This window comes from Kribbella sp. NBC_01505 (genome assembly GCF_045040285.1).
Lineage (GTDB): Bacteria > Actinomycetota > Actinomycetes > Propionibacteriales > Kribbellaceae > Kribbella.
Map to the genome: position 1 here is coordinate 3,313,514 of NZ_CP109425.1, position 22,978 is coordinate 3,336,491.

At 67.2% G+C, this 22,978-nt stretch carries 25 protein-coding genes and 1 pseudogene; 9 read left to right on the forward strand and 17 right to left on the reverse strand.

What is annotated here, in order from left to right; translation table 11 throughout:
- Positions 1-4: 4 nt before the first annotated feature.
- Positions 5-400 (forward strand): RidA family protein, encoded by a 396-nt coding sequence (locus OG474_RS15595; RefSeq protein ID WP_405063008.1) that lies wholly within the window; start codon positions 5-7, stop codon positions 398-400.
- Here OG474_RS15595 and OG474_RS15600 read toward each other — a convergent pair.
- Positions 384-1,670 carry an FAD-binding oxidoreductase gene (locus OG474_RS15600; protein WP_405063009.1) on the reverse strand — a complete coding sequence of 429 codons (1,287 nt, stop codon included), beginning with the start codon at positions 1,668-1,670 and terminating at the stop codon, positions 384-386. The genes OG474_RS15595 and OG474_RS15600 overlap by 17 nt on opposite strands.
- 42 nt (positions 1,671-1,712) lie before the next feature.
- On the opposite strand from OG474_RS15600, the gene OG474_RS15605 reads away from it, so the two are divergent.
- A complete protein-coding gene (locus tag OG474_RS15605; protein WP_405063010.1) occupies positions 1,713-2,693 on the forward strand; it encodes a helix-turn-helix transcriptional regulator in 981 nt (326 codons plus the stop codon).
- Here OG474_RS15605 and OG474_RS15610 read toward each other — a convergent pair.
- Positions 2,683-3,084 (reverse strand): hypothetical protein, encoded by a 402-nt coding sequence (locus OG474_RS15610; RefSeq protein ID WP_405063011.1) that lies wholly within the window; start codon positions 3,082-3,084, stop codon positions 2,683-2,685. The two genes, OG474_RS15605 and OG474_RS15610, sit on opposite strands and share 11 nt — an antisense overlap.
- A gap of 84 nt (positions 3,085-3,168) precedes the next feature.
- On the opposite strand from OG474_RS15610, the gene OG474_RS15615 reads away from it, so the two are divergent.
- Positions 3,169-3,792 (forward strand): MerR family transcriptional regulator, encoded by a 624-nt coding sequence (locus OG474_RS15615; protein ID WP_405063012.1) that lies wholly within the window; start codon positions 3,169-3,171, stop codon positions 3,790-3,792.
- On the opposite strand, the gene OG474_RS15620 is transcribed toward OG474_RS15615, so the two are convergent.
- Both OG474_RS15620 and OG474_RS15625 read right to left on the reverse strand, forming a co-directional pair.
- Positions 3,789-4,280: a hypothetical protein gene (locus OG474_RS15620; RefSeq protein WP_405063013.1), complete on the reverse strand. Its 492-nt coding sequence runs from the start codon at positions 4,278-4,280 to the stop codon at positions 3,789-3,791. The genes OG474_RS15615 and OG474_RS15620 overlap by 4 nt on opposite strands.
- The gene (locus tag OG474_RS15625; RefSeq protein ID WP_405063014.1) at positions 4,277-5,662 is read right to left on the reverse strand and encodes a hypothetical protein; all 1,386 of its coding nucleotides are present in this window, start codon (positions 5,660-5,662) and stop codon (positions 4,277-4,279) included. Before OG474_RS15625 ends, OG474_RS15620 begins: the two co-directional genes overlap by 4 nt.
- A 99-nt stretch (positions 5,663-5,761) precedes the next feature.
- On the opposite strand from OG474_RS15625, the gene OG474_RS15630 reads away from it, so the two are divergent.
- Both OG474_RS15630 and OG474_RS15635 read left to right on the forward strand, forming a co-directional pair.
- Positions 5,762-6,517, forward strand: coding sequence for an SDR family NAD(P)-dependent oxidoreductase (locus OG474_RS15630; protein ID WP_405063015.1), 756 nt, complete (start codon positions 5,762-5,764; stop codon positions 6,515-6,517).
- A gap of 10 nt (positions 6,518-6,527) precedes the next feature.
- Positions 6,528-6,866 (forward strand): ArsR/SmtB family transcription factor, encoded by a 339-nt coding sequence (locus tag OG474_RS15635; protein WP_405063016.1) that lies wholly within the window; start codon positions 6,528-6,530, stop codon positions 6,864-6,866.
- 121 nt (positions 6,867-6,987) lie between these two features.
- On the opposite strand, the gene OG474_RS15640 is transcribed toward OG474_RS15635, so the two are convergent.
- From OG474_RS15640 to OG474_RS15655, 4 genes are all read right to left on the reverse strand, one after another.
- Positions 6,988-7,305, reverse strand: a complete 318-nt coding sequence (locus tag OG474_RS15640; protein ID WP_405063017.1) for a hypothetical protein — start codon at positions 7,303-7,305, stop codon at positions 6,988-6,990.
- A 436-nt stretch (positions 7,306-7,741) separates the two neighbouring features.
- Positions 7,742-8,839, reverse strand: coding sequence for a protein kinase domain-containing protein (locus tag OG474_RS15645; protein ID WP_405063018.1), 1,098 nt, complete (start codon positions 8,837-8,839; stop codon positions 7,742-7,744).
- 3 nt (positions 8,840-8,842) lie between these two features.
- A complete protein-coding gene (locus tag OG474_RS15650) occupies positions 8,843-9,343 on the reverse strand; it encodes a hypothetical protein (RefSeq protein WP_405063020.1) in 501 nt (166 codons plus the stop codon).
- Positions 9,344-9,478: 135 nt separating this feature from the next.
- On the reverse strand, positions 9,479-12,553 hold the full coding sequence (locus OG474_RS15655; RefSeq protein ID WP_405064579.1) for a replicative DNA helicase: 3,075 nt from the start codon (positions 12,551-12,553) through the stop codon (positions 9,479-9,481).
- Between the two features lie 426 nt (positions 12,554-12,979).
- On the opposite strand from OG474_RS15655, the gene OG474_RS15660 reads away from it, so the two are divergent.
- Positions 12,980-14,311, forward strand: a complete 1,332-nt coding sequence (locus OG474_RS15660) for an MATE family efflux transporter (RefSeq protein WP_405064580.1) — start codon at positions 12,980-12,982, stop codon at positions 14,309-14,311.
- On the opposite strand, the gene OG474_RS15665 is transcribed toward OG474_RS15660, so the two are convergent.
- The 3 genes and pseudogenes from OG474_RS15665 to OG474_RS15675 all read right to left on the reverse strand — a co-directional run.
- Positions 14,308-14,667 carry a DUF4913 domain-containing protein gene (locus OG474_RS15665; RefSeq protein WP_405063021.1) on the reverse strand — a complete coding sequence of 120 codons (360 nt, stop codon included), beginning with the start codon at positions 14,665-14,667 and terminating at the stop codon, positions 14,308-14,310. The genes OG474_RS15660 and OG474_RS15665 overlap by 4 nt on opposite strands.
- Positions 14,660-15,421 carry a type IV secretory system conjugative DNA transfer family protein gene (locus OG474_RS15670; RefSeq protein ID WP_405063022.1) on the reverse strand — a complete coding sequence of 254 codons (762 nt, stop codon included), beginning with the start codon at positions 15,419-15,421 and terminating at the stop codon, positions 14,660-14,662. The genes OG474_RS15665 and OG474_RS15670 overlap by 8 nt, the downstream gene beginning before the upstream one ends.
- 202 nt (positions 15,422-15,623) lie before the next feature.
- Positions 15,624-15,878: pseudogene (locus OG474_RS15675) on the reverse strand (conjugal transfer protein); the annotation flags it as partial.
- A gap of 45 nt (positions 15,879-15,923) precedes the next feature.
- Here OG474_RS15675 and OG474_RS15680 point away from each other — a divergent pair.
- The gene (locus tag OG474_RS15680) at positions 15,924-16,064 is read left to right on the forward strand and encodes a hypothetical protein (protein ID WP_405063023.1); all 141 of its coding nucleotides are present in this window, start codon (positions 15,924-15,926) and stop codon (positions 16,062-16,064) included.
- A gap of 334 nt (positions 16,065-16,398) precedes the next feature.
- Here OG474_RS15680 and OG474_RS15685 read toward each other — a convergent pair whose 3' ends face one another.
- From OG474_RS15685 to OG474_RS15700, 4 genes are read right to left on the reverse strand one after another with little or no spacing between them, the layout of a single operon-like run.
- Positions 16,399-17,886, reverse strand: a complete 1,488-nt coding sequence (locus tag OG474_RS15685) for an ATP/GTP-binding protein (RefSeq protein WP_405063024.1) — start codon at positions 17,884-17,886, stop codon at positions 16,399-16,401.
- Entirely contained in the window at positions 17,883-19,391 is a 1,509-nt protein-coding gene (locus OG474_RS15690; protein WP_405063025.1) for an SCO6880 family protein, read from the reverse strand. The genes OG474_RS15685 and OG474_RS15690 overlap by 4 nt, the downstream gene beginning before the upstream one ends.
- A 31-nt stretch (positions 19,392-19,422) precedes the next feature.
- On the reverse strand, positions 19,423-19,704 hold the full coding sequence (locus OG474_RS15695) for a conjugal transfer protein TrbC (RefSeq protein ID WP_405063026.1): 282 nt from the start codon (positions 19,702-19,704) through the stop codon (positions 19,423-19,425).
- A gap of 14 nt (positions 19,705-19,718) precedes the next feature.
- Positions 19,719-20,336 (reverse strand): DUF6668 family protein, encoded by a 618-nt coding sequence (locus OG474_RS15700; RefSeq protein WP_405063027.1) that lies wholly within the window; start codon positions 20,334-20,336, stop codon positions 19,719-19,721.
- Positions 20,337-20,541: 205 nt separating this feature from the next.
- Between OG474_RS15700 and OG474_RS15705 the strand changes: the two genes are divergently transcribed.
- Positions 20,542-21,966: a hypothetical protein gene (locus tag OG474_RS15705; protein ID WP_405063028.1), complete on the forward strand. Its 1,425-nt coding sequence runs from the start codon at positions 20,542-20,544 to the stop codon at positions 21,964-21,966.
- Complete coding sequence (locus OG474_RS15710; RefSeq protein ID WP_405063029.1) at positions 21,963-22,145, forward strand: hypothetical protein; 183 nt, start codon at positions 21,963-21,965, stop codon at positions 22,143-22,145. The genes OG474_RS15705 and OG474_RS15710 overlap by 4 nt, the downstream gene beginning before the upstream one ends.
- A 106-nt stretch (positions 22,146-22,251) precedes the next feature.
- On the opposite strand, the gene rplI is transcribed toward OG474_RS15710, so the two are convergent.
- Both rplI and rpsR read right to left on the reverse strand, forming a co-directional pair.
- A complete protein-coding gene (gene rplI, locus OG474_RS15715) occupies positions 22,252-22,698 on the reverse strand; it encodes a 50S ribosomal protein L9 (protein WP_405063030.1) in 447 nt (148 codons plus the stop codon).
- A 14-nt stretch (positions 22,699-22,712) separates the two neighbouring features.
- Positions 22,713-22,946, reverse strand: a complete 234-nt coding sequence (gene rpsR / locus OG474_RS15720; RefSeq protein WP_012924539.1) for a 30S ribosomal protein S18 — start codon at positions 22,944-22,946, stop codon at positions 22,713-22,715.
- Between the last annotated feature and the right edge of the window lie 32 nt (positions 22,947-22,978).

The following is a 22,978-nucleotide window of genomic DNA, read 5'->3' on the forward strand; positions in this document are numbered from 1 at the left end:
CGACGTGACGATCGCACGCAGCAATCCGGATGGCCTGCACCCGACGCCCGGCTACCACCACGTGACCAAGGTCCGGGCCGACACCCTGATCTACCTCGCGGGCCAATGCCCCCTTACCCCCGCCGGCGAGCTGGCCACCGAGACCTTGGCCGGCCAGACCGCGCAGGTGATCGACAACATCCTGGTCGCACTCGCCGCAGCCGGCGCCGGCCCGGACGACGTCGTACGGACTGTCATCTACGTGAACAGCACCGACCGCGACGACCTGGCCGCCGTCTGGACCCAGCTGAACGACTCCCCCCTCGCCCCGGCCTTCACGTCGGCCAGCACCCTCCTCGGCGTAGCCCAGCTCGGCTTCGTCGGCCAACTCGTCGAGATCGACGTCACCGCAGCTCTGTGAGTTCGTGGTTGGCGGCCAATCGGCCGGCGGGGTCGTAGTGCTTGCGTAGGTCGGTGAGGCGCTGGTGATCGCCGGGGTTGAAGGCTTCGGCGATCTCGGTCGGGGTGAGGTCGGCGAAGGTGAAGTTGAGGAGCCGGCCGATGGACTGCGCACGCCAGGGATCGAGGATCGTGTTCTGGAGCTCCGTCGCGTCACGCTCGCCGGGGATCAGGACAGTGAGCGAGTACGCCGCGTCGCGGTGGCCGACCGCGTTCGGAATCGTGGGTTCACGATGCAGCGCGCCGCCGAGGTGGCGGATCCCGATGATGGCCATCGCGGAAGCACCAGGACCAGCCAGCTTCGGCAGGGTCGCGAGAGTATCGGGGTCGAGGTCGCGGAGCAGGACGTTCTGGGACCGGTAGCTGTCGGGGCGGTCGGGCTCGGCGAAGACCTTGGCCGACTCCGCGTAAGGGAGCTCACCGAGCGTGTCGAGAACCGGCGTACCGATGGCTCTGAGCGGCTCGATGACGTCCGCGCCTTGCAGGCTGGCGACCTGGAGTTGGGCGATGTACTTGCCGCGTAGCGGTGCGGGGATCGGTGGGATGTCCGGGAACGGGATCATCGCGACCGCGGAGGTCACCTCCTCGGGGAGGTCTTGAGTCCACTCGCGCCAGGCCACCACCGCGTCCGGGTAGTCGGCGAGGTCGAAGTACAGGCTGCCGCCGTACAGGATCGGGACTTCGAAGAGGGCGATCTCCATCCCGGTCACGACGCCGAAGTTGCCGCCGCCACCGCGGAGCGCCCAGAACAGGTCGACGTCCGCGTTCCGGCGAGTGCCGTCCGCGGTGACAAGCTCGATCCGGTTGACGTGATCGGCGGCGTACCCGTACTTGCGGGCCATCAGCCCGAGCCCGCCGCCGAGCGTGTAGGCGACCGCGCCGACGCCGGGGAGGCTGCCGGAGAGCGGAGCCAGCCCGTACGGCGCGGTTGCGGTCAGCACGTCTTGCCAGGTCGCGCCGGCGTCGACCCACGCGGTCTGCGCGGCCGGGTCGACGCGGACGCCGTTGAAGCGGCGGGTCGCGATCAGCACGCCGCCATCGATCCCTCGGGTCAGGCCATGACCACTCCCCTGCACGGCGATGCGGTGGTCGTGGTCGACGGCGTACCGGACGGCCTCCTCGATCTCGGTCGCACTCGTCACCTCGAAGATCACCTCGGGACGATGCGGATCCAGCCGCTGGTAGCCGAGCCGGGCGTCGTCGTACTGCTGGGCTTGTCTCGTCAACATCATGACTCTCACGCTAGAAGCCCTTCCGGACTTATCCTGTCCGCAATGAGCGCGCGCAAAGAGATGCCCGGCCGATTGCTCCGGTTGCTGTCGCTGCTGCAGAGCCGGCGGGAGTGGTCCGGCCGTGAGCTGGCCGAGCGCCTCGCCGTGACCGAGCGGACGGTACGCCGGGATGTCGACCGGCTGCGCGCACTGGACTACCCGGTGACCGGAACCACGGGTACGGCGGGCGGCTACCGGCTCGGACCGGGTAAGACGTTGCCACCGCTACTGCTGGACGACGACGAGGCGATCGCGGTCGCGGTCGGCCTGGTGAGCGCGGGGAACGGTGGCGTGACCGGGATCGCGGCGAGCGCGATGAGTGCCTTGGCCAAGCTCACGCAGGTGCTGCCCGCGCGCTTGCGGCCGCAACTCGCGGCGATGGGATCCGCGGCCTCGTCGATCCCGCGCCAAGGCGTGCCGCAGGTCGATCCGTACACCCTCGCGACACTGGCCCGCTGCTGCCGGAACCACGAGGTGGTCGCCTTCGACTACCTGAGCCGACAGGAGGCGCCGTCCCGGCGACGGGTCGAACCGCATCAGCTGGTGACGGTGTCGTGGCACTGGTACCTGTTGGCCTTCGACCCGTCGCGGGACGACTGGCGGTTCTTCCGGGTGGACCGGATCTCCGAGGTCGGGCCGGCGTTGCATCGGTTCGTCCCGCGTCCACTGCCGGCGGATGACGCCGCGTCGTACCTGGTCGAGTCGTTCGCCCAGGCGTCGTACCAGCACAGTGTCCGGCTGACCGTGCAGCTGCCGGCCGACGAGGTCGCGGCGAACTTCTACGGGTTCGTCCCGGGCCGGATCACGCCGGCCGGGCCGTCCGCGTGTGTTGTCGAGTTCTCGGCCGAGACACCGTCGCTGCTGCTGCAGCTGGTGGCCGGGATTGTTGCCTTAGGCGCCTATTTCACCGTCGACGAGACGTCGCCGGAGACCGCTGCGCTGATCGCCGACGTGGGCGTTCGCCTGCAGTCGTTCAGGCCGTGATGAGCCCGATCCCCAACGTCAGCACGCCCACCGCGAGCGCTGCGGCGCCGAGCCACAGCACCCACAGGAACTGATTGGGCTGCGTGCGCCCCTTCCCCGCGGACGAGGCGAAGAAGCCGCCGGACATCAGGACGGCGGCGAGCGGGATCGCCACGCGAGCGATCCAGAGCGGTAGGCCGGTCAGGCCGGTCTGGTCGACGTACAGGAGTCCGACCAGGCTGAGGATGACCAGCACGCCGGCGTGCGCGTGGCCGGCCCGGGCGAACGACTTCTGGAAGTCCGTCATCGGCACCTGACCACGCACGATCTTGGTCATGAAGTAGCCGCCGAACTGGATCGTCACGATCGTGAGCAGGATGACGCCGGCCAGGATCCGCGATGCGTCGGTCATACAGGTCGTCCCTTTCAATGGATAGTTCGAGTATCCGTTAATGGATACTGATACTATCCGTCGTACGACGACGAAAGGCAAGCGATGCGGATCGGGGAACTCAGCAAGGCGACCGGGATCCCGGTCCCGACGATCAAGTACTACCTGCGCGAAGGCCTGCTCGCCCCCGGCGAACTCACCAGCCCGAACCAGGCGTCGTACGGCGACGTCCATATCCGCCGGCTCCGCCTGATCCGCGCCCTCGTCGACCTCGCCCAGGTCCCGGTTGCCCAGGTCAAGGAGATCGTCGAGTCGCTGGACGCCGACGACATCCCCCTCCACGACCAGATCGGCCGCGCCCACCGGGCACTCACCCCCGCCCGCAAACCCACCGCCTCCCCCGAAGCCCGCACAGCCGCCGCACTCGAGGTCGACGCCCTCATCACCCGCCGCGGCTGGACCGTAGCGGCCGAAGCCCCCGCGCTCGCCACCCTGATCGACACAGTCGCCGCGCTCCGCACCCTCGGGCAGGACAACCTCGTCGCCTTCCTCGACGCCTACGCCGAAGCCGTCGAACGCTTCACCCAACTAGAAGTAGAAGCAGTCGCCGCCCCCACCCGAGACCAACTGGCCGAATCCGTCGTCATCGGCACCATCCTCGGCGAGACCCTCATCTCCTCGCTCCGCCTCCTCGCCCACGAATCCACCTCGGCCAAGCTCTGGCGCTAGAACAACGACGCCAGCTCCTTCACCTCGTACGTCGGTTCGCCCAGAAACACGTTGGCCGGTGGCGTTCCGTGGAACAGATTCAAGGTGTCGAGCTGATAGCTCCACAAGGCGCCCCAATGACTGTGGAACCGGTAGTTGAGCCGCCACCGAACCCACTCACCAGGCGCCAGCCGCACCGCCCGGGCCCGGTTTGGCCGCGGCGGCAACGCTGCCGGTGGCAGGGTCAGCTCCACCCGAATCAGCCCGCCATCAGCAGGCGTCACCTCGACCCCGCTCTCCATCCGCTGCCCGTCATAGGCGAGCCTGCGATCACCCGGCACCGCATCGCGGACCCGGAACTCCTCCTGCTCGCGCGCGACCACCTCATGCACGAATTCGCCGTCCGGCAACGTGACCCCCAGCGGTACGGCGTTGCGTCGCGTCGCCCCCGGCTCACCCCGTGACTGCTTGGTCCACGTCGTACGAACCCACTGCACTGTCGCCGTCATCGGAGGCCGGTGTGGAATTTGAGGAGGTCTACGACGCCTCGGGGGAGGTCGACTCGGTCGAGGTGGGCGCGGATGGCTTCTCGTTCGGAGGGGAGGAGGGGCTGATACGTGTTGGCTGCGCGGAACTCGAGCCAGATGGCCAAGTCCTGTTTGGCCGCCAGGAGAAGCTTCTCGTCGGGATCCTGCAGCGCTTCGAGATCGGCTCGCAGTCGGTTCCAGCCGCCAAGCTCACGCCGTAGTCGCCAGGCGGCTCGACGCTGGTTGGGCTCCTCGGACACGGCAGCTGCCAGTACGTCGTCGTACCGGATGCCGGGAGTGGCGGCCAGCAGACGAGCGGCGTGCTTGACGACCGCACTGCTCGGGTCGGCGAGGAGGGTGAGTAGCAGTTCCTTCGGCGGCCCGCCTTCCGGCCAAAGGCGCAGCGCCGCCACCCGCAGTCGCTGATCGTCGCTGGCTAGGGCACGCTGCGCCTCGACCGCATCGAAACGCTGGCCGGTCTCACGCAGCCCGTCGAGAGCCGCGTCGACACCGTCGGCCTCCCAGCGGGCGCGATAGTACGACGCGGGGTCGTATCCAGCACGCCGATACCGCCAGCACGCGGCCGCCCGAACTCGGCGGGACCGATCGAGCATCCGCTCCTCGAGCTCACCACGCTCGAACAGGTCGTCCGTGCCGTCGAGCAACACCATCAACCGGCCCTCGACGTACCGGGATCCGACCAGCTGTCCCTTCGCCAGCGCGGGATCGACAGCCATCCACCGCTCAGCCAACCGCCGTCGCAGCCACTGATCAGTCTCGGTCCCCAGCCGCATTTCGACCTCACTGGAGTCCATGCCCGCCAGCTCCTGCTCATACGCGAATCGCCGTACCAGCGGATCGGACGCACCCAACAGCTCACGCGTATCGAACAGTTCGCCGTACGCCGCCAGCGCGGCCGGACCGTGTACGCGCTTCCGCATCCGCAGCAGCAGGGCCAGCGCCGCCGGATCCGGTCGCTGCACCAAGGCCGGCAGAGCCACCCGCCGTACCTGAGGCACGTGATCGACCGCCCGCAACGCCAAACACCGCGCGACCAGGCTCTCTTCACGGTCCGCGAGCAACCGCGACGCACGCTCCCGAAGGTAGCCGTCCGGGTGCATCGAGGCCGCGCAGATCGTCAGCAGATCGCCCCGGCCGACCACGTCATCCCAGGCAGAGCTGACACCCAGCGGACCTGCGACCCAACGAGGTCCATTGCGGCCTCGCTCCTCGAGACGCATCAACTCTCCCGCTGGCAACTGCTCCAGCCAGGCCAGCAACTCACCTCGCGCCGCCGGGTCGCCCTCGACGCAGGCGTGCCGGATCCCCCGCAGGGCGTCGTCGGCTTCGTACGGCGTAATCACCTGCCGATGATCGCGGACCGCACACGCTCCCGGCGACCGGATTTCGACACGGGGCTGCTATTGTTTGATGATCGACGAACATCGAACAATGGAGTCCGTGTGACGGTACGGCGGTTCGACGGGCGGGTTGTGGTGGTCACCGGGGCCAGCTCCGGGATCGGACGGGCGGTGGCGGTCCAGCTTGCCGAGGCCGGAGCTCACGTCCTGGGTGTCGGCCGGCGGGCAGACCGGCTGGCGGAGATCGGCGCGTTGCATTCGGGGATCGAGACCCTGGTGGCCGACGTTCGTGAGGTGGGCGCGCCGGCAGCGATCGTTGACGCCGCGGTCGAGCACTGGGGCCGGGTAGATGCCTTGGTCAACAATGCCGGGGTGTTCGTCGGGATGCCGCTGGAGGACGTGAACGTGGCCGGCATCGAGGAGTTGATGGCCGTCAACGTGACCGCACCCAGCCTGCTGGCAAACGCCGTACTGCCTCAGCTCGTCAAGCACCAAGGCGCGATCGTCAACGTCTCCAGCACCTTCGGTCACCGACCGATTCCGGGTGGTTCGCACTACGGTGCATCGAAGGCGGCCCTGGAGTCACTCACCCGCAGCTGGGCTCTCGAGCTCGCCCCGCAGGGTGTCCGGGTCAACGCCGTCGCGCCCGGCCCCACCGAGTCCGAAGCCCTGCTCGCCGCCGGTCTCAACCAGGACCAGGTCGACCAGGTCAAGGCCGCCGAAGCGAACCGCATCCCTCTCGGCCGCCGCGGCGAACCCGACGAGGTCGCCCACTGGATCGTGCAGCTCGCCGACCCGGCCACCACCTGGGTCACCGGCCAGGTGCTCGCCGTCGACGGCGGACTCGCCCTCACCTAGTCTGCATTCCGTGAAGCCCGCGAACCCCCACCCGGACGTCGACCAGCTGCACCTGACCGACGTCATGTCGGCGCTGAGCGATCCCCTCCGGGTCGGCATCCTGCGCGTCCTTGCCGACGGCAACGAACGCGCCTGGGGCGACCTCCGCGTCCCGGTCGGCAAGTCGACCCTCAGCCACCACCTCAAGGTCCTCCGCGCCGCCGGCCTCACCCGCACCCGCGAAGAAGGCACCCGCTGCTATGTCCGCCTCCGCACCGAAGACTTCGAACCCCGCTTCCCCGGCCTCCTACCCTCAGTCCTCCAAGCCGCCCACCAAGAAGACGTAGGCGCCCAAGTAACCCTCGATTAGACGCCTCCACGCCAGTGCCGACGACGACCCCACTACTTGCACCCAGACGCTAATAGCGCCAGCGAAGCCATCCGCTTCAGTTAGCCGTCACACAGCAAGCCGAACCAAGGCCGGGACCCCCTCAGACAGATGCCCGCCTCTCGGGCGCTTCCTCGACTCGAGACTTGAGCTCCTTGGCGAACTCCCACGCAACGCTGTCAACCCGCTGGTAGTACGTCTTCCCGCTGGCAGTTGGAAGCCGCAGCAGGAGCCCAGCCTCCACCAAATCACGCAAAGGGTTCTGGATTGCACTCTGCGCCACAAACCCGAGATCAGATGCCATCTCGCCTGGATTGACAACACCATCTGAGTCCGCGATCCAGACCATCACAGACAGCCTGTGAATCTGACCGAAGACAACCTTGGACAGTCGCTCTACTGGCGAGGCTGGCAGGACCACGTTGCCATGTTACCTGTAACAATTTACGCGAAACGTGTAACCTAAAGGATATGGCCGAGTCGGCGAACCTCAGAGCGGCGCCGGAGGTACGGTGGCGTCTCGATGACGCCGACCTGATTCTGCTGGCCGCCTTTGACGCACTTGTAGACGAAGGTGGCTCGCTCCCCCGGCAAACATGGGCCTCGGCTGTGCTTGTGGAGCAGCTAATCCTGGCCTTTGCGGCTTCATCGCCCAGCGGACGGTCGCTGGCCGGATTCTGGGACGACGCACGTGGGGTAGTACCGAGCCGGGTGGCATCCACCATCGACCGCCTAGTGCTTTACGGCTGCCTCATACCGATAGGCGTCGCAGACAAGGCTGAGTTGCGTCCCACCACAAGGCTTCGGGCACCCGCCCACTGCTCGCCTACTCACGGAGCTACCCTGCGACGCGTCGCTCAGCGAACTCTGGCCATTGTCGACGCTTGGTCAAAGACCTTCCGGGCAGCAGAACCAGTCAGGTCCGACACATCAACGACCTGGCCAGTTCTCCGCCATCCACGGCCCGCGTAAGTCTGGATCCTCAGCCGGAACCCTCCGAGGCGTGTCGCCGGCCTGGCCTCGACAGCGATCCTCCGACCGCCATGCACAAAGGGTGCCTCCCACCTATTGGGCTCCACCTCGACCCAGTCGACCGCGATCACGCTCGCCAGCGCCTCATCCATCTCTTGTGCCGTTTGGAATCTCTGGCCTGCATCGCGGTGTGTCGCCTTTGAATAGACTCGACGCATCGACCGAGTCGCCCAAATCGGCAACTGCAAGTCGGCCGCGTATAGCGGAGACTTACCTGCAGCTAATCGCTCAACCACAAGCGACATCGGGTACTTGGCATAAGGGAACGCTCCACCAATGAGCTCCCGAAAGACGAGGCCAACCGCATAGAGGTCGCTTGCACGACTCAAGCGCTTCGTCCTCGCGAACTCGAACGGGCTATACAAGGTTGGATTGTTCAGTGCCGCCACCTCACCTTGATCGTCAAAGCGACCAGCCAGACCAAGGTCAGCCACTCTGGCCCGGTAATCGGGGCAAAGCAGGACGTTCCCGCTCTTCATGTCGCGATGGCAGATCTTATGTACCTCATGGATCTGCGCAAGACCTCTAAGTATAGCTTGAGTGATCGCAACCGCTTCCGACGCCGCGAAACTTTCACCCCTCAGCAGAGCGTCCGTAATGGACCCGCGCTCGAAGTACGGCGTAATGATTTCTACGACACGCATCGGCGGAGGGAATCCCTCAACCTCGGCTGCGGCAATGATCGGCACGACATTCTTATGCTTGATGGACTGAAGCGTCGCAGGCTCAGGAAGCGCATCGTCGCCCTCAAGAGACGAGATATCAATTCGCTTTCCGACTCGGTCACACTCGAGAATTTGATCATGCCAGACTCGAACTTCATTAATACCCTCAGGGATGCTACGAAGGCACTCATAGGGAAGCCGCAGTCTGCGCTCCCCTTGTCGCTCGCTATTTGCCGCCAAATACTCCGATGCAGACATGCTCTAACCGCGCATCTTCGCGATATAGATTGCCACCGCTGCCGCCTCTGCCATGCCAGTCGTCCAGTATGTCGGATTCGTCGACTCATTGACTGCCGAAGACTCTAAAGTCTTGAGTTCGTTCGCTTTCAACGACATCGCACGCCCGACCTCGCCGGTCTTATGGGTCACGGCCGGCACACCCAGCTCTGTTGACGCGGCCAGAACAGCACAAACGGCGAAGACTCGGGAAAACGCGTCCGCGTACTTCCAATTGGCGAACGATCTGGTCTCCAGAATCCCGATTTCCGAAACGTGCAGTGGCGAGAGGTGTTGCCTGACTCTCGCGGCGAGGTCATCCAGTCGGATTGAATCCGGTAGCCCGCTATTGGGATGGATTCGCTTCGTGGCGAGCAACTCCAGCTCTCCACGCACCCTGGTTACGACTGCGACGTACAGTACTCCGGCCTTGATGTGGACTCCTGCAGACCTATCTGCGCTCACCTTCGACTCCTTGAGGTACACATCTGCGCGTCACCTGGTCTTAATTGTGGACGCAGGAGGGCACTACGGCCAGTCAACAGAGACCCTCATATTTAATCCCGCTAGACACGGGGCCCAGGTGCGGTCCGCGAATACGCCGCCTGCAGGCTCAGGAAATCAACTGTCGTGAGCCATGTCCACGAAGCGTGAATAGTGGCCCTGGAACGCCACCGTAATGTCGGCCGTCGGGCCGTTACGGTGCTTGGCCACGATGAAGTCCGCCTCACCCGGCCGGGTCGACTCCCGCTCATACGCATCCTCACGGTGCAACAGAATCACCATGTCGGCATCCTGCTCGAGGCTGTTATGGGTGGCGATCCCCTCCGCCACGAAGTTGTGGGTTCCTAGGACGGTGGCGTCGTAGACCTCTTGCTCGCCGAGGCTCTCGACCGAGGTGATGGTGTCCCAGAAGATGTCGTTGGTGGCGAGGACCTCCAGGTCAGCCGAGTCCAAGACATCGGCGACCTTGGCGAGGCGCTGGCGGCTAGGGGCGTGCTTCCAGAGCGCGGAACCGGAGAACTGGGTGCCTATGGCTGCGGCGAACTCGCGGTGGGTGACCTTGCGGTCGGCGAGGACCTGGCGGACCTGGGACCAGACTTCCTTCGGCACCGTGTCGAGGTTGGTGTTGCCCTTCACGTGACGCAGCGCGGCAGCGACTTCCAGCACCTTCAGGCCGCGCAGGCCGTGGACACCGATCTCGTCGCAGAAGCGGAGCTGGTTCGCCGCGCCATAGATGTGCAGGTGGTACCCGTCGCGGTAGCCCGGCTTCTTGGCGACCTTGATCCGCGTGAAGATGTTGTGGCGGAGGAGGAGGCGGGCGACGTCGTCGACCAGGCGGCGGCTCGTGCTCGCGTAGTAGATGCGACCCTGGCCGACCTTCTCATCCCAGCGGACCGAGCCGTCGGTCGCCCAGAGGTGGCGGATGAAGTGGGCGATCTGCTCCTTGGGGAGGCCGAAGACGCCGTCGGGTACGAACTTCTCGTGGCTGCGCAGGCCGAACAGTCCGAGACCGTCGAGCCAAGCGGCGATCGGGTTGCGCCTGCCGCGGGCCAGCCGGTACGGCGCGGGGAGGCGCAATGTGGTGACCCGGGCGGCGGCGTACTCGTCGCGGATCGGTGTGATGCCGAAGCGGCGGTTGGCTGCCTCGCCCACCGCGGTCAGATTCGCCTCGTCGATGCTCGCGTAGCGGATCGGCTGACGCTTCACGAACGAGCCGTCGCCGAGCAGGTGAGCGAGCAGCGTGATCTCGTCCTCGTCCCACGGGGTGACGTCGAGCGGCGGCGGGACGTGGCGCAGCGAGCCCAGCCGGGCACCCGGTGCCAACTCGCCGAGCGGCTTCCAGCCGTCGTACGTGAGGAACGGGTGATTCGCCGTCGCCTTGATCTCACGGCCGGAGGCGAGCTTCACCCGGAACACTTCCTTCACCCCACTGGGAAAGGCATGGGTCAGCGTGCGCGGCACCAGCTTCAGCCGGTCGTCCAGCGACCAGACCGGGATGTCACGTGCCTCCGTCGCCAGCAACTCACCTAGTGAGATCTCCGCACCGGTGTCGGCCCGCATCAGCCGGGTGTCCGCGGTCAGGCAGCCCGATTCGCGGAGGTCGGAGGCCATGGGGCGTTTGTCGGAGCGTTGTTCGGAGCCTCGGTTCAGCTGGCAGATGGCTACTACGGGGAGCTCTAGCTCTTTGGCGAGGAGCTTGATGGAGCGGGAGAACTCGGAGACTTCGAGTTGGCGGGACTCGACCTTCTTGCCGGACGTCATCAGCTGGAGGTAGTCGATGATGATGAGGCGGAGGTCGTGGCGCTGTTTGAGGCGGCGGGCCTTGGCGCGGATCTCCATCATGGTGAGGTTCGGGGAGTCGTCGATGAAGAGGGGGGCTTCGGAGACTTCGCCCATCTTGCGGGCGAGGCGGGCCCAGTCCTCGTCGGTCATCTTGCCGTTGCGCATGTGGTGCAGGGGGACCTTGGCCTCGGCCGAGAGCAGACGCATGGTGATCTCGTTGCGGCTCATCTCCAGGGAGAAGACGCAGGAGGCGAGGCCGTGCTTGATCGAGGCGGACCGGGCGAAGTCGAGGCCGAGGGTGGAGTTGTGGGTCGGGATCATGGTCTTGCCGGCCAGGTAGAGGTGGGCGGCGTTGTCGACCTCGACGCAGCGGACGGGGACGCTGGTGACCTCGTCGATCCACTCGATGCGGCGGTCGCTCTCGTCGGAGAGCGCTGCCGGGAAGCCGTGACCGGTGACCTGGCGGGGGGCCGAGCCGGGGATCGGCGGGGTGAGGCCGGGGCTTGCCTTCATCGCCGTGAACAGGTCGGCGGTCGTGCAGATGATCGGGTAGCGGCCGTCCTCGACGAGCCACTGGTGCTCGGCGTCGGCGACGATGGCGCTGCCGTCGGAGAAGGACAGCCGGAAGCACGGGCGGTCGATCATCACCTCGGTCGCCGCGACGACCGTCGTCGGCAGGCCCTCGGCGTCGAGCAACTGGTCGCCGACGGCGACCTCGGCCATCGTGGTCCAGCCGGTCGGCGTCGGCAGCGGGGTGTCGAGCGCGAGCGCCTTGCCCATGGCGGGACGGGCGGCGACGATGATCATCTGGCCGGGGTGCAGGCCGTTGGTCAGCTCGTCGAGGTCGGTGAAGCCGGTCGGGACGCCGACCATCGAGTCACCACGGGAGTCGATCGCCTCGATCTCGTCGAGGGCGCCCTCCATGATGTCCTTCAGCGGCGCGTAGTCCTCGGTGGTGCGCTTCTCGGTGACCTGGTAGATCTCGGCCTGCGCCTCGTCGACGACGTCGTCGACCTCGCCCTCACCCGCATACGCGAGCTGGACGATCTTGGTGCCGGCCTCGACCAGCCGGCGCAGGATCGCCTTCTCGCGGACGATGTGCGCGTAGTAGCCCGCGTTCGCCGCGAGCGGCACCGAGGCGACCAGGGTGTGCACGTACGGCGCGCCGCCGATCCGGGCCATGTCGCCGCGCTTGCTCAGCTCGGCGGCGACGGTGATCGCGTCGGCCGGCTCACCGCGGGCATACAGGTCGGTGATCGCGTCGAAGACGGACTCGTGCGCCGGGCGGTAGAAGTCCGTCCCGCGCAGGGTCTCGATCACGTCCGCGATCGCGTCCTTCGACAGCATCATCGCGCCGAGCACACACTGCTCCGCGGCCAGATCCTGCGGCGGCGTGCGATCGAACCCCATCTCGGGGTTGCGCTCCTCGCGACCGCCGTCCTGGCCACCGCGGAACTCCGCCACGCTCACTCGTCCGACCTCCTCGTTCGCCGCTGCCCCGAACCACCGACGACCCGAGGTTCGAACACCTGATCGAACCGTAGCCGCACCGACCGACAAAATTTGCCGCCCGGGTGTGTACCCAGGCACGCGACCGTACGCCGCTCTCGTCCCCAGGTGGTAGCCAGCCGTCCACAGGGGATGTGGACGAACTGTGGGAAACCCCGCGAACCCCTGTGCACAGGTTGGGAACAACCCTGTGGATATCTGTGGACCACAATCCCCGGCAACGCTCTGACCTGCGGTTTCATCCGTGCACAACTGTGGAGAAGAAAAAGTCGGCCACCCCCGCTCATATTGTGTCCAGTACAGGGAACCCCACAGGCCGTGGGTAACCTGCCTTCAGTGAGGCGCAACCGCTGGTTCGGGGACCAGGATCAGGAGATCCTGCGGCTCGCCGTTCCCGCCTTCGTGGCGCTGGTCTCCGAGCCGCTGATGCTGCTCGCGGACTCCGCCATCGTCGGCCACCTCGGAACGCCACAGCTGGCCGCACTGGGCATCGCAGGCACCGTCCTCCAGACCCTCGTCGGCATCTGCGTCTTCCTGGCCTACGGAACGACCTCTGCCGTCGCCCGCCGCATCGGTGCAGGCGACCACCGCGGCGCACTGGCACAGGGCATCGACGGACTCTGGCTCGCGCTCCTGCTGGGCGTCGTACTCGCCCTGGCCGGCATCGTCTTCGCCCCGCAAGCCATCAACGCGTTCAACCCGTCCCCCGACGTCGCCGACCACGCAGTGACCTACCTGCGCATCTCCTGCTTCGGCATCCCGTCGATGCTGATCCTGCTCGCCGCCATCGGCGTACTGCGCGGGCTCCAGGACACCAAGACCCCGATGGTCGTCGCCATCTCCGCCAACCTGGCCAACATCGTTCTGAACCTGCTGCTCGTCTACGGTCTGCACCTGGACATCGCAGGCTCCGCACTCGGTACGGCGATCGCCCAGACCGCTGCCGGGGTCGCGCTGGTCGTGGTGGTGGTCCGCGGCGCCCGCCGGGACGGCGCGAAGCTCAAACCCGATCTGCCCGGCATCCTCGCGTCCGCGCAGATGGGCGTGCCGCTGATCGTCCGGACCATAACGTTGCGTGCGGCAATCATCTTGCTGACCTTCGTCGCCACCGCACTCGGTACGACGTCGGTCGCCGCGCACCAGGTCGCCTTCACCCTGTGGAACTTCCTGGCCCTGGCCCTCGACGCGATCGCCATCGCTGCCCAAGCCCTCACCGGACGAGCACTGGGCGCCGGTGACGTCGCAGGCACCCGCTCCATCACGCGGCGGATGATGTGGTGGGGCCTGTGGTCCGGAGTGGTGTGTGGACTCGCGCTCTGGGGTCTGCGCTCGATCTACGTGCCCTGGTTCACCACAGATCCAGAGGTGCGCCACACACTCGCCGCAGTACTCCTCGTCGCCGCCATCTGGCAGCCCCTGAACGGCGTGGTCTTCGTACTGGACGGCGTCCTGATCGGCGCCGGTGACGGCCGCTATCTGGCGATTGCCGGCGTCATAGCCTTCGTTCTCTATGTACCGCTGGCTCTGAGCGTGCTGTGGCTGGACGGTGGCGTGGTGGCGCTGTGGTGGGCGTTCGGCGGGTTCATGCTGCTCCGGCTACTCACTCTGGTCACCCGAGAACGCCGTGACTCCTGGCTGGTCACAGGGGCGACCCGCTAGGTCCCGCGCTGGTCGAAGAACAGCCCGGCCGGCGGCTCCTCGATGGGCAGCGGCGGAATCGGGTAGTCGGTGTGCGAACCCCGGCAGGCCACGAACGGGCCGTCGGGATCGAGCAGCATCGTCATGTGCGGATCCGCGTGCTCCCGCCACCAGACCGACATCCCAGTCACCGGGTCGAGTCGCAGGTGCTCCCAGGCACGCCACATCGAGTCCAGCCGGCTGAGCGCCTCCGCATGCCGGAACCACTCCGGGCACCACACGTACTGCTGGCCGATCCGGCGCGAGTACAGGTAGATCAACCGGTCCTCGACGAACGCCGCTACATGCGGATAGAAGAGTTCCCGCTCATCATCCACAACGCTGCTCCTCAGGGGTCTTCGAACCAGGGTCGTACTTCGCCAACGAAGCCTGGACCAGTCCGGCGTCCGGACGGTTGAACCAAGGCACCGTCTTCACCATGGTGGGCGGGATCCCGGACGGGAACACCACGGCCCGGCCGGGCGGCATCGACGCGAGGTCGGAGACCTCCAGGATGTTCTGCCGCTGCGTCTGCCGGCTCGTGCTCCGCTCGCCCTTGTTGTACGAGACCGAGCGGGCAACGACGTCGTACTCGCCGATCAGCTTGCTCAGCCGCTCGAGGAAGTTCACGTCGGACGCGCCACCGCCGTACACGCGGATGTTCGCGGCAGACCACAGCTTCTCCATGCCGTGCTCGCCCCAGCATTCCTGGCCCTGCGCCCAGGACTGCAGGATCGTCATCAGCACGATGCCGCGGGAGCCGAAGTGGCTGTAGAGGTCCGGCAGGTTCTTCCAGCGGCAGACGTTCGCCGCCTCGTCCAGTACGCCGACGAGCGGGCTCGGCATCCGGCCCATCGGACAGCCCCGGGCGAACTCCTCGGCCGCCTCCACGACAGCGACGGTCAACGCAGTCACCAGCGGCCCCGCCGTACCGGCGCCTTCCTTGGACAGGCTGTAGAGCGTGCCGCCGTTGCGGACGAACTCGTGCGGGTTGAACTGCGGACGGGGGTCGTCCGGTCCTTGGGGGATCACCCAGCGGGTCACCTTGCGGTTCACCAGGAACTGCGCGCTCTGCTGCGCCGTGCCGTACACACCGGCGCGCTACTTTGTCGGGTGCGTTGATCACCCCGGCCAGCGCGTCAGCCGACAGCTGCAGACCCGGAGTGTTCCGCAGGATCCGCTCTGGCTCGTCGTTCCGCTGGTCGGCAAGCCAGCTGTACACCTGCGTGATCGGAGGCTTGGCAACCGCCGCTGCGAGCAGCAGCCCGGCCAGCAGGTCAGTGCCGGCGGAGTCGAAGAACGCATCGGTCTGTGCACCGATCTGACGCTGTGAGGCGACGAAGTGCTCCGCCAGCTCCCGTGCCTTGGTCTCGTCGGTGATGTAGGTCAGCGGGTTCCACCACCAGCTAGGCGGCTCCTCGCAGACCTCCTGCGGGTCGAACACCCAGACCGGCCCCTTGTCGAGCCGCGGCCCACGAGTGGCATCCACAAGGTCCCGCTTGTTCGAGGTGGCCACCACAGCCCCCGGAGCATCCAGGATCGCCGGCACGGCGCGTGACGTGGTCTTGCCGGTCCGGGTCCCCCAGATGTCGACGTGCAGGTCTTCCCAGGAGCCGAAGACTTCCAGGTTGTCCCGGACTGTCCGGCCGATCAGGATGCCTGGGCCGGCGTGGCCGGCGCCGAGACGGTCGGCAGTGCCTTGGGCGCCGGCGCGGGTGAGCTTGTAGATCTCTGACCGCTTCGACATCAGGAAGGCCTGCTTGTCCACGCGGCCGATCGATTCCTGGCGGCGTCGGAGCAGCAGCCAGACCGCAGCGACGATCAGAAGCAGTAGCACGAGCTCAAGGATCAGTACGCCGGTCGCCGTACCGGACCAATGCAGTCGCCCCTGGATCAGCTGGGCCAGCGCGGTGAACGGACTACCCGGTACGGCGCGGGTGCCCTCGATCGCGGCGGCACCTTGGAGCGCGCCCCACATCCCGCCGAGCGCGATCGCGAAGACGCCGCAGCCGACGAAGATCAGGACTGTCTCGACGGACAGGCCGCCCGGTCCGCTCGTGCGTCTGCCGTCAGCCATGCGCGACGATCCGAGTAGCTGGGTCGGGAGGCGGCAGCTTGGCGGCATCCGTCTTCCAGAGCTTGTTCGTGTCGTTGATCTCGCGCTCGACCGAGGTGAGGTCGACGTGCACCGGGATCCCCGGCCGGCCACCGACCTTGACCAGGAAGTTCCCGCGGCCGGGCGGCGCCGTCTCCGCACCGGTCGCCGGGTCCCACGCGGGCGGATCCTGCCAGCCGATGAGCATGTTCTGCTCCTGCTCGGACATCGGCACGACCTCGGTCAGGCTCGCCATCTCGGCCCGCGGCAGCCCGCCACAGACGACCATGCCGGACCGCTCGACGAAGCCCTTGGCCTTCATCCGGTCCTCGGGGTGCTCGAGCGCGAGCAGGTCGGACATGGTGTGCGAGATCATCGCCGTCCCGACACCACGCTGCCGGTTCAGCCGGGTCAGCGCGTCGACGCGGTCGACCAGACCGCGGCCGGCGCGGAGCACCCGCCACAGCTCGTCGAGGATGACGAAGTAATGCCGGCGCGGCTCGAGCCCCGCGTCCGCGAGTGCCTGCGAGACCGCGACCGCTCCGAACCCGTACGACCAGCAGGCCAGCAGTACGGCCGCCTGCAGATTCGTCTCGGAGTCGTCGATGCTGGACACGTCGAAGACGACCGGACGATCCATCTTCATCGGGTTGTCGGTCTGCTCGGAGAAGATCTCGCCGAGCCGGCCACCGCCGACCAGACCGATCAGCGAGGCCTCCAGACCTTCGGTGAGCTGCCGGTAGCGATCCAGGCTGCCGCGGTCCAGCGCCACGTTCCGCACCCGGTCCGGTGCGTCCTGCACGACCTTGAGCAGATCGCGCAGCACCGGCGTACCCGGATGACGTTCGTCGAGGACCTTGAGGGCCTCGTCGATGATCGTCTCCTCGCGATCCGTCGGCGGCGCCGACCGCATGATCGAGATCAGCGCCGACACCATCGTCAGCCGCCGCCCGTGCGCATCCGCCCGGATCGCCTCCCGAGCCTTCCCGGTCAGCCGCAACGCGGCCTTCCGAGACTCCCCCGGATCAAGAACGTTCAGATGCCCCCGACCCCGCCCCAGCTGAATGACCTGCCCACCCAGCGCCTCGATCAGGTCCTTGTAGTCGGGCTTCAAATCCCCCAGCACCAACGGCTGAACCCCATATCCAGCCAGCCCCAAGGCCATTCTTCGGACCACCGTCGACTTGCCCAAGCCAGGCCTGCCAAGCACGAACATCGACGGGTTGGAGATGAGCTTGGCGCGCATGAACCAGCTGATGGGGTCGCAGCACAGGGTGGCGCCGGAGAGGATGTTGCGGCCGATCGGGACGCCGACCATGGGACTGCCGGTGCCGGCCGCGAAGGGCCACATACCACACACCTGGACCGTCGTACCGCGCCATTCCTGGGGGGCCTGGAGGTAGGTGGAGTAGCCGGCGGCCGGGCCTGGCCAGCCGCGGGGCGTCGGATTCTTGTTGCTCACAACGACTCCCGCAGGCCGGCGGGGACGGACAGATGGCTCTGCAGTACGACGCCGAGCGGTAGGCCGGCCACAAATGCGGAGTCCTGTGATCCGTACGCCGGTCGGAGCAGGACCCGGGCCGTCGCGCCGAGATTGTCGACGGCGGCGATCAGGTCCGGGATCTGCTCGGCGGTCAGCACGGTCCCGGTGACGACCATGCCGAAGTTGACCAGGCCGGCGCCGCGCGCTTCTTCCTGCGCGGTGCGGTCGGCGGCGCGTGCCTCGGCCATGGCGCGGGCCGAGGGCCGGTTGGTGGTGGTGGCGCGGAAGGACGCGTTGCGCTTGTCGGCCTCGACCATGCGCGCGGCGGTGGCCGCATCGAGTGGCCGGTAGAGCAGGGTGACGCGCTTGCGGTCGATGTCGTTGTGCGGACCGACCAGCTGCGACAGCACCGACGAGTAGACCTCGCCGCGCGGCGCCTGCGACATCTGCCAGGTCACCGACCACGCGGAGTCGTGCCGATACTTGTCCCAGAACGCCTGCGCACCGGCCGGACCGACATCGGTCCACTCCAGCTCCGGATCGATCCCGTGGCCGTGCGCTTCATCGATCAGTACGGCGGACGCTGGGTCATAGGCGATCCGGATCGTCTCGCACAACTCCTGCGCGGTGACCGGACGAGCCGCACCGGCGCCTGTCGCGTTCAGGCTCTGAGTGAGCGCGGGCAATCGGGAGGCCAGCTCGCGGCCCATGTCTTCTTCCTTTCGCCGCTTGCCGTTGCGATCGGTGCCCTTGAAGGTCAGCGCGACTCGAGCCGACACGAGCGCCGAACCCTCCGGGTAGCTCTGCACGACCTCGGCGAGCATCGCCTGCGCGATCGCCGGCGAGCCCGGCTGGATGTTGTGGTTGACCTCGCGGCGCAGCCGAATGCCCGTGTCGGGTGCGCTTTCCACAGTCACCGCCGCGGCGACGATGCCCGGCTCGTGGCCGAGCGAGGCGAGCCACTGGCCCCAGTGCGCGACCCAGATGTCGATCTGCTCCTCGTCGACCAGCGACGCACCGTCAGGCTCGGCGTTGATCACCACGCTGAAGTGCCGCGTGCTCGGATAGAACAGCAGCGCGAAAGGCCGACCGTACGAATCCGTGTACTCGCTCAACTGCGACGCGGCGGCGAGCCCCGGGAGCTGGAACTTGCCCCAGGCGGTGCGGCCGAGCGGACCGGAGCGATAGATGTTGTGCTTCGCCATCTTTGCTCGATGCCATCCAATGCGAGTCGAGAGCCGCTGCAGGGTGGACAGGTTGTGTTTGTCCTTGGTCATCAGCAACAGCAGGATGACGCCGACGACCAGCAGACAGACGAGGGCACCGAGAAAGCCGCCGGCCATCATCGAGAAGATCGTCGCCAGCAGACCGCCCATCATGAGGGCGGTGCCGAGTGTCCCCAGGCCGGCGATACCCGCCGAGGCGGGCTGCCGCCAGTTGCCGTACGTGCGCGGAGCGCTTCGTACCTTGTCGGCCGCAGTCACGTCGTCGCCCGACTCTCGTCCGGGACGGCCGTCAGCTGGCGCCCTTGAGTTGGCCGACAAGCATCGACGCGGAACCGATCACGACGCAGGCCGACAGCACCCAGCCGAGCCGGGCGGCGTGCTCGCCACCCTCGCCGCGGCGCTGGCCGACCGCCATCATCGCGCCCGCGATCAGGATGCCCAGCACACAGATGGAGAACGCGATCCAGCGCACCCAGTCGATGACGAGATCGAGCTTCTCCGCGCCCGGCGGCCGGGTGCCACCGGTCGGGAGCAAGGAGGGAACCTCCGAGATCAGGTGTGCCAGCATCATCGACGGACAGCCTTTCAGTATGGGGCGGGATAGTCCCCTGGGTTGGATGCGCGTAACGCGTAGATGGAGTCGAGAACCTCGAAGACCTCGTCAGGGGTGTTGTCCGGCGACGGAGCTTCCCCTCGGCGCCACTCCTCGATCCACGGGATGTCCCAGACCCTGGGGACGCCGCCACCGACGATGTCGGCGAAGTCGTCGAGCACTCGCGGCAACCGGCCCGGCGCGTCAGCGATCAGCACCAGTCCGAGCACCGCGACTCCTTGGACAACCCCAGAGGCCCACTCGGTCGCAGCCCGCTGGGCCGCGCGCAGACCGGAACCATTCGTCCGCGCGACCAGGATCACCGGCGTCGGCACCGGCGGTGGCGGAATCGGCCAGCGATGGTTCGCCGCCCGGGTCCCCTGGAGCAACTGCGCCATGGTCGATTCGCCGGCACCACCGTGCACGCCGACCCACCACAAGGTGTCGGCGGTCGGGATCGCGAACTTCGGTAGCCGCTGGTCCTCAGCGGGCGCCGGGACACCGTGCTGGGGCGCGGACGCCCCCCGCCGCGGCAGGTCCACGGCCTGGGCAGGTCCCGATGCCGGACCTGGCTCCGGCTCTGGTTGCCGGGTCCACGGATTCTGTGTCATGAGACCTCCTCTCGCACTGCGTCACTAACAGTCGCCCAGAGTATTGTCTCTCTTTTCGGGTAGACGGGTTTGAGATATCCACAGGCGAGGATGTTGCTACCCCCTTTGTCGGACTGGGATGCCTTCTGGTGCGGTGGACATGCTAGAACGACTGCGTCGGCTCCGGAGGAACGAGGAAGATCTGTGGCGGGAATGAGAGGTCGTCGTGGCTGAGAAGATCCCGTCCTGGCCCAAGGTCACGATCCGGCTGCACGACAGCCGGACCGCCGAGGTCAAGATCGCGGGCCGCGCTCACCCGGTCAACCACCACGACCCCCGGCAGGCCGCGATCGCCTTGGTGGCCGAGCGTGCGGCGCAGCTCGGCCGGCCGATGAAAGCAACCGCGGTGGATGCCGACGGGACGTCGTGGCCGCTGGTGATCCACCCCGACGGCGATGTCGAGGCCGTCGAGATCGAGACCCGCAAACCCCGCGGTAGCAAGGACAGCGCGCCGAAGCGGACCTGGCCGATCATCGTCGCGATCGCCCTGGCCGGCGTGCTCATCCTCGGTACGGCGCTCTACCTGACCGTCTGGCGGGGCCGGTCCGACAAGCCCACCGTGCAGACCGATCCCAGCAAGCTTCCATCGCTGCCGCCACCCAAGGTCGTGCCGGACCAGTTCTCCGCGCGGCCGGTGCCGCCGGGCTGGTCGACCAAGGCCGACTGGACCGTCGACATCGCCCCGAAGACCACGCCCGCGGTGTCGCCGGACGGCCGCGAGGTCGCCGTACTGACTCCTGATCACAAGCTTGTCGTGTTCGACGGTGCCGGCAAGGTGCAGTGGCAGGACAAGGTTCCGGACAGTGCCCAAAGCCCGGTCTACACAACGATCGACGGCAAGCCCGTGCTGGCCGTGGCGGCCGGGGAGACCTTGTCCTACTGGCCCGGCAAGGCCGCCAAGGCGACCGAGGTCGCGCTGCCGAACTCGTCAGCCGTCCAGTTCTTCGGTACGTCGCCACTTGTCACCCTGACCGGTGATGCGGGCGCGAGTGTCGTCACCGGCAGCGAGGTGAAGACCGTTCCGAACCAGCCCCGCCTGTCCACCGTGCTGCTTGCCCAGGGCACCAAAGCGCTGATCGCGCGGTACGCCGGACCGTTGTACTGGAGCGAGCCGGGCAAGGAGCTGCAACGGATCGAGCTCAAGGCCCCGGCCGGCGGCAAGCAGGTCGACCATGTGGTTGCGGCGAGCCCGGAGCTCGCCCTGGTGTTCTGGCGGAACGGGAAGAAGAACGAGGTGATCCCGACCGTGCACTCGACGGCGACGGGTGCGGTCGTCGCCACCTGCAGCGTCGCGAAGCTGGACGAGACGGAAGGCCGGCAGTGGCTGCCCGACGCGGGCCGCAAGATCGCTGCCTGGGGTCCGTGCCTGATCAACTTCAAGACCGGCCGCACGTTCGACACCCCGCAGTTCCGCCCGTACTCGATCGCCGGTACGACGATCTTCGGCAGCACCGGCAGCGATCTGATCGCGATCACTCCGGGCGGGAAGCCGACCACACTGCCGGTCGACACCGCCCGGCCGTGGGGGATCGCCGGGAGCCACGCGATCGTCCTGCACGACTCGGTCGTCTACGCATTGGCCAAGAAGTGAAGCGCCTGCTCGCTGTTCTCGTCGCCAGTGCGGTGGTTGCCGCGGCGAGCCTGACTCCGGCGGTGGCCACCGAGGACGACCCGATGCCGTCGACGTACCCGACACTCGAGAAGCCGGGCGCCATCGGCGGCGATCAGGATCCGATGCCGCCGCGCTGGCCTGGTCCGAGCAAAGGCTGAAACAACGCAGAAGGCCCGCGTCCCCCAAAGGGAAACGCGGGCCTTCGTGCTGCTGTGACTAAACAGCGTGCTGCTGTGACTAAACAGCGTGCTGCTGTGGCTGGTATCAGCCGGCCGCGACCTCGAGGCGGACCGTAGCGGCCACCTCCGGGTGCAGCTGCACCGAGACCTGGTGCTTGCCGGTGGTCTTGATCGGCGACGCGATCGAAATCGCGCGCTTCTCGACCAGCGGGCCGCCGGCGGTCTTGATGGCACCGGCGACGTCGGCCGGGGTCACCGAACCGAACAGACGGCCGGTGTCGCCGGCCTTGACGCCCAGCGTGACAGTGAGCTGCTCGAGCTGGTTCTTGACCTCGCTCGCGTGCTCCTTGCCCGAGATCGCCCGGGCGTCGCGCGCCCGCTTGATCGACTGGATCTGCTTCTCGGCGCCACGCGTCCAGCCGAGGGCCAGACCACGCGGAACGAGGTAGTTACGGCCGTAGCCGTCCTTGACCTCGACGATGTCGCCGGGGGCTCCGAGGCCCTCGACCTCCTGCTGCAGAATGAGCTTCATGTGTCGGACCTCCCTCAGCGAGCGGTGCTCGTGTAGGGCAGCAGAGCCACCTCACGAGCGTTCTTGATAGCGGTGGCCACGTCGCGCTGGTGCTGCACGCAGTTCCCGGTCACCCGGCGGGCGCGGATCTTGCCGCGGTCCGAGATGAACTTGCGCAGCAGCGCGGTGTCCTTGTAGTCGACGTACGTCGCCTTGTCCTTGCAGAAGCCGCAGACCTTCTTCTTCGGCTTCCGAATGATCTTGGCCATTGTGGTGCTCTCTTCCTACTAGAGCCCGGCAC

Bases quoted from the DNA above. Each gene is read 5' to 3' on its own strand.
- OG474_RS15620 (WP_405063013.1), bottom strand. From the start codon at position 4,280: ATGACGGCGACAGTGCAGTGGGTTCGTACGACGTGGACCAAGCAGTCA.
- OG474_RS15615 (WP_405063012.1), top strand. From the start codon at position 3,169: ATGCGGATCGGGGAACTCAGCAAGGCGACCGGGATCCCGGTCCCGACG.
- OG474_RS15645 (WP_405063018.1), bottom strand. From the start codon at position 8,839: ATGTCTGCATCGGAGTATTTGGCGGCAAATAGCGAGCGACAAGGGGAG.
- OG474_RS15695 (WP_405063026.1), bottom strand. From the start codon at position 19,704: ATGATGCTGGCACACCTGATCTCGGAGGTTCCCTCCTTGCTCCCGACC.
- OG474_RS15600 (WP_405063009.1), bottom strand. From the start codon at position 1,670: ATGATGTTGACGAGACAAGCCCAGCAGTACGACGACGCCCGGCTCGGC.
- OG474_RS15605 (WP_405063010.1), top strand. From the start codon at position 1,713: ATGAGCGCGCGCAAAGAGATGCCCGGCCGATTGCTCCGGTTGCTGTCG.
- rplI (WP_405063030.1), bottom strand. From the start codon at position 22,698: ATGAAGCTCATTCTGCAGCAGGAGGTCGAGGGCCTCGGAGCCCCCGGC.
- rpsR (WP_012924539.1), bottom strand. From the start codon at position 22,946: ATGGCCAAGATCATTCGGAAGCCGAAGAAGAAGGTCTGCGGCTTCTGC.
- OG474_RS15655 (WP_405064579.1), bottom strand. From the start codon at position 12,553: ATGGGGTTCGATCGCACGCCGCCGCAGGATCTGGCCGCGGAGCAGTGT.
- OG474_RS15700 (WP_405063027.1), bottom strand. From the start codon at position 20,336: ATGACACAGAATCCGTGGACCCGGCAACCAGAGCCGGAGCCAGGTCCG.
- OG474_RS15610 (WP_405063011.1), bottom strand. From the start codon at position 3,084: ATGACCGACGCATCGCGGATCCTGGCCGGCGTCATCCTGCTCACGATC.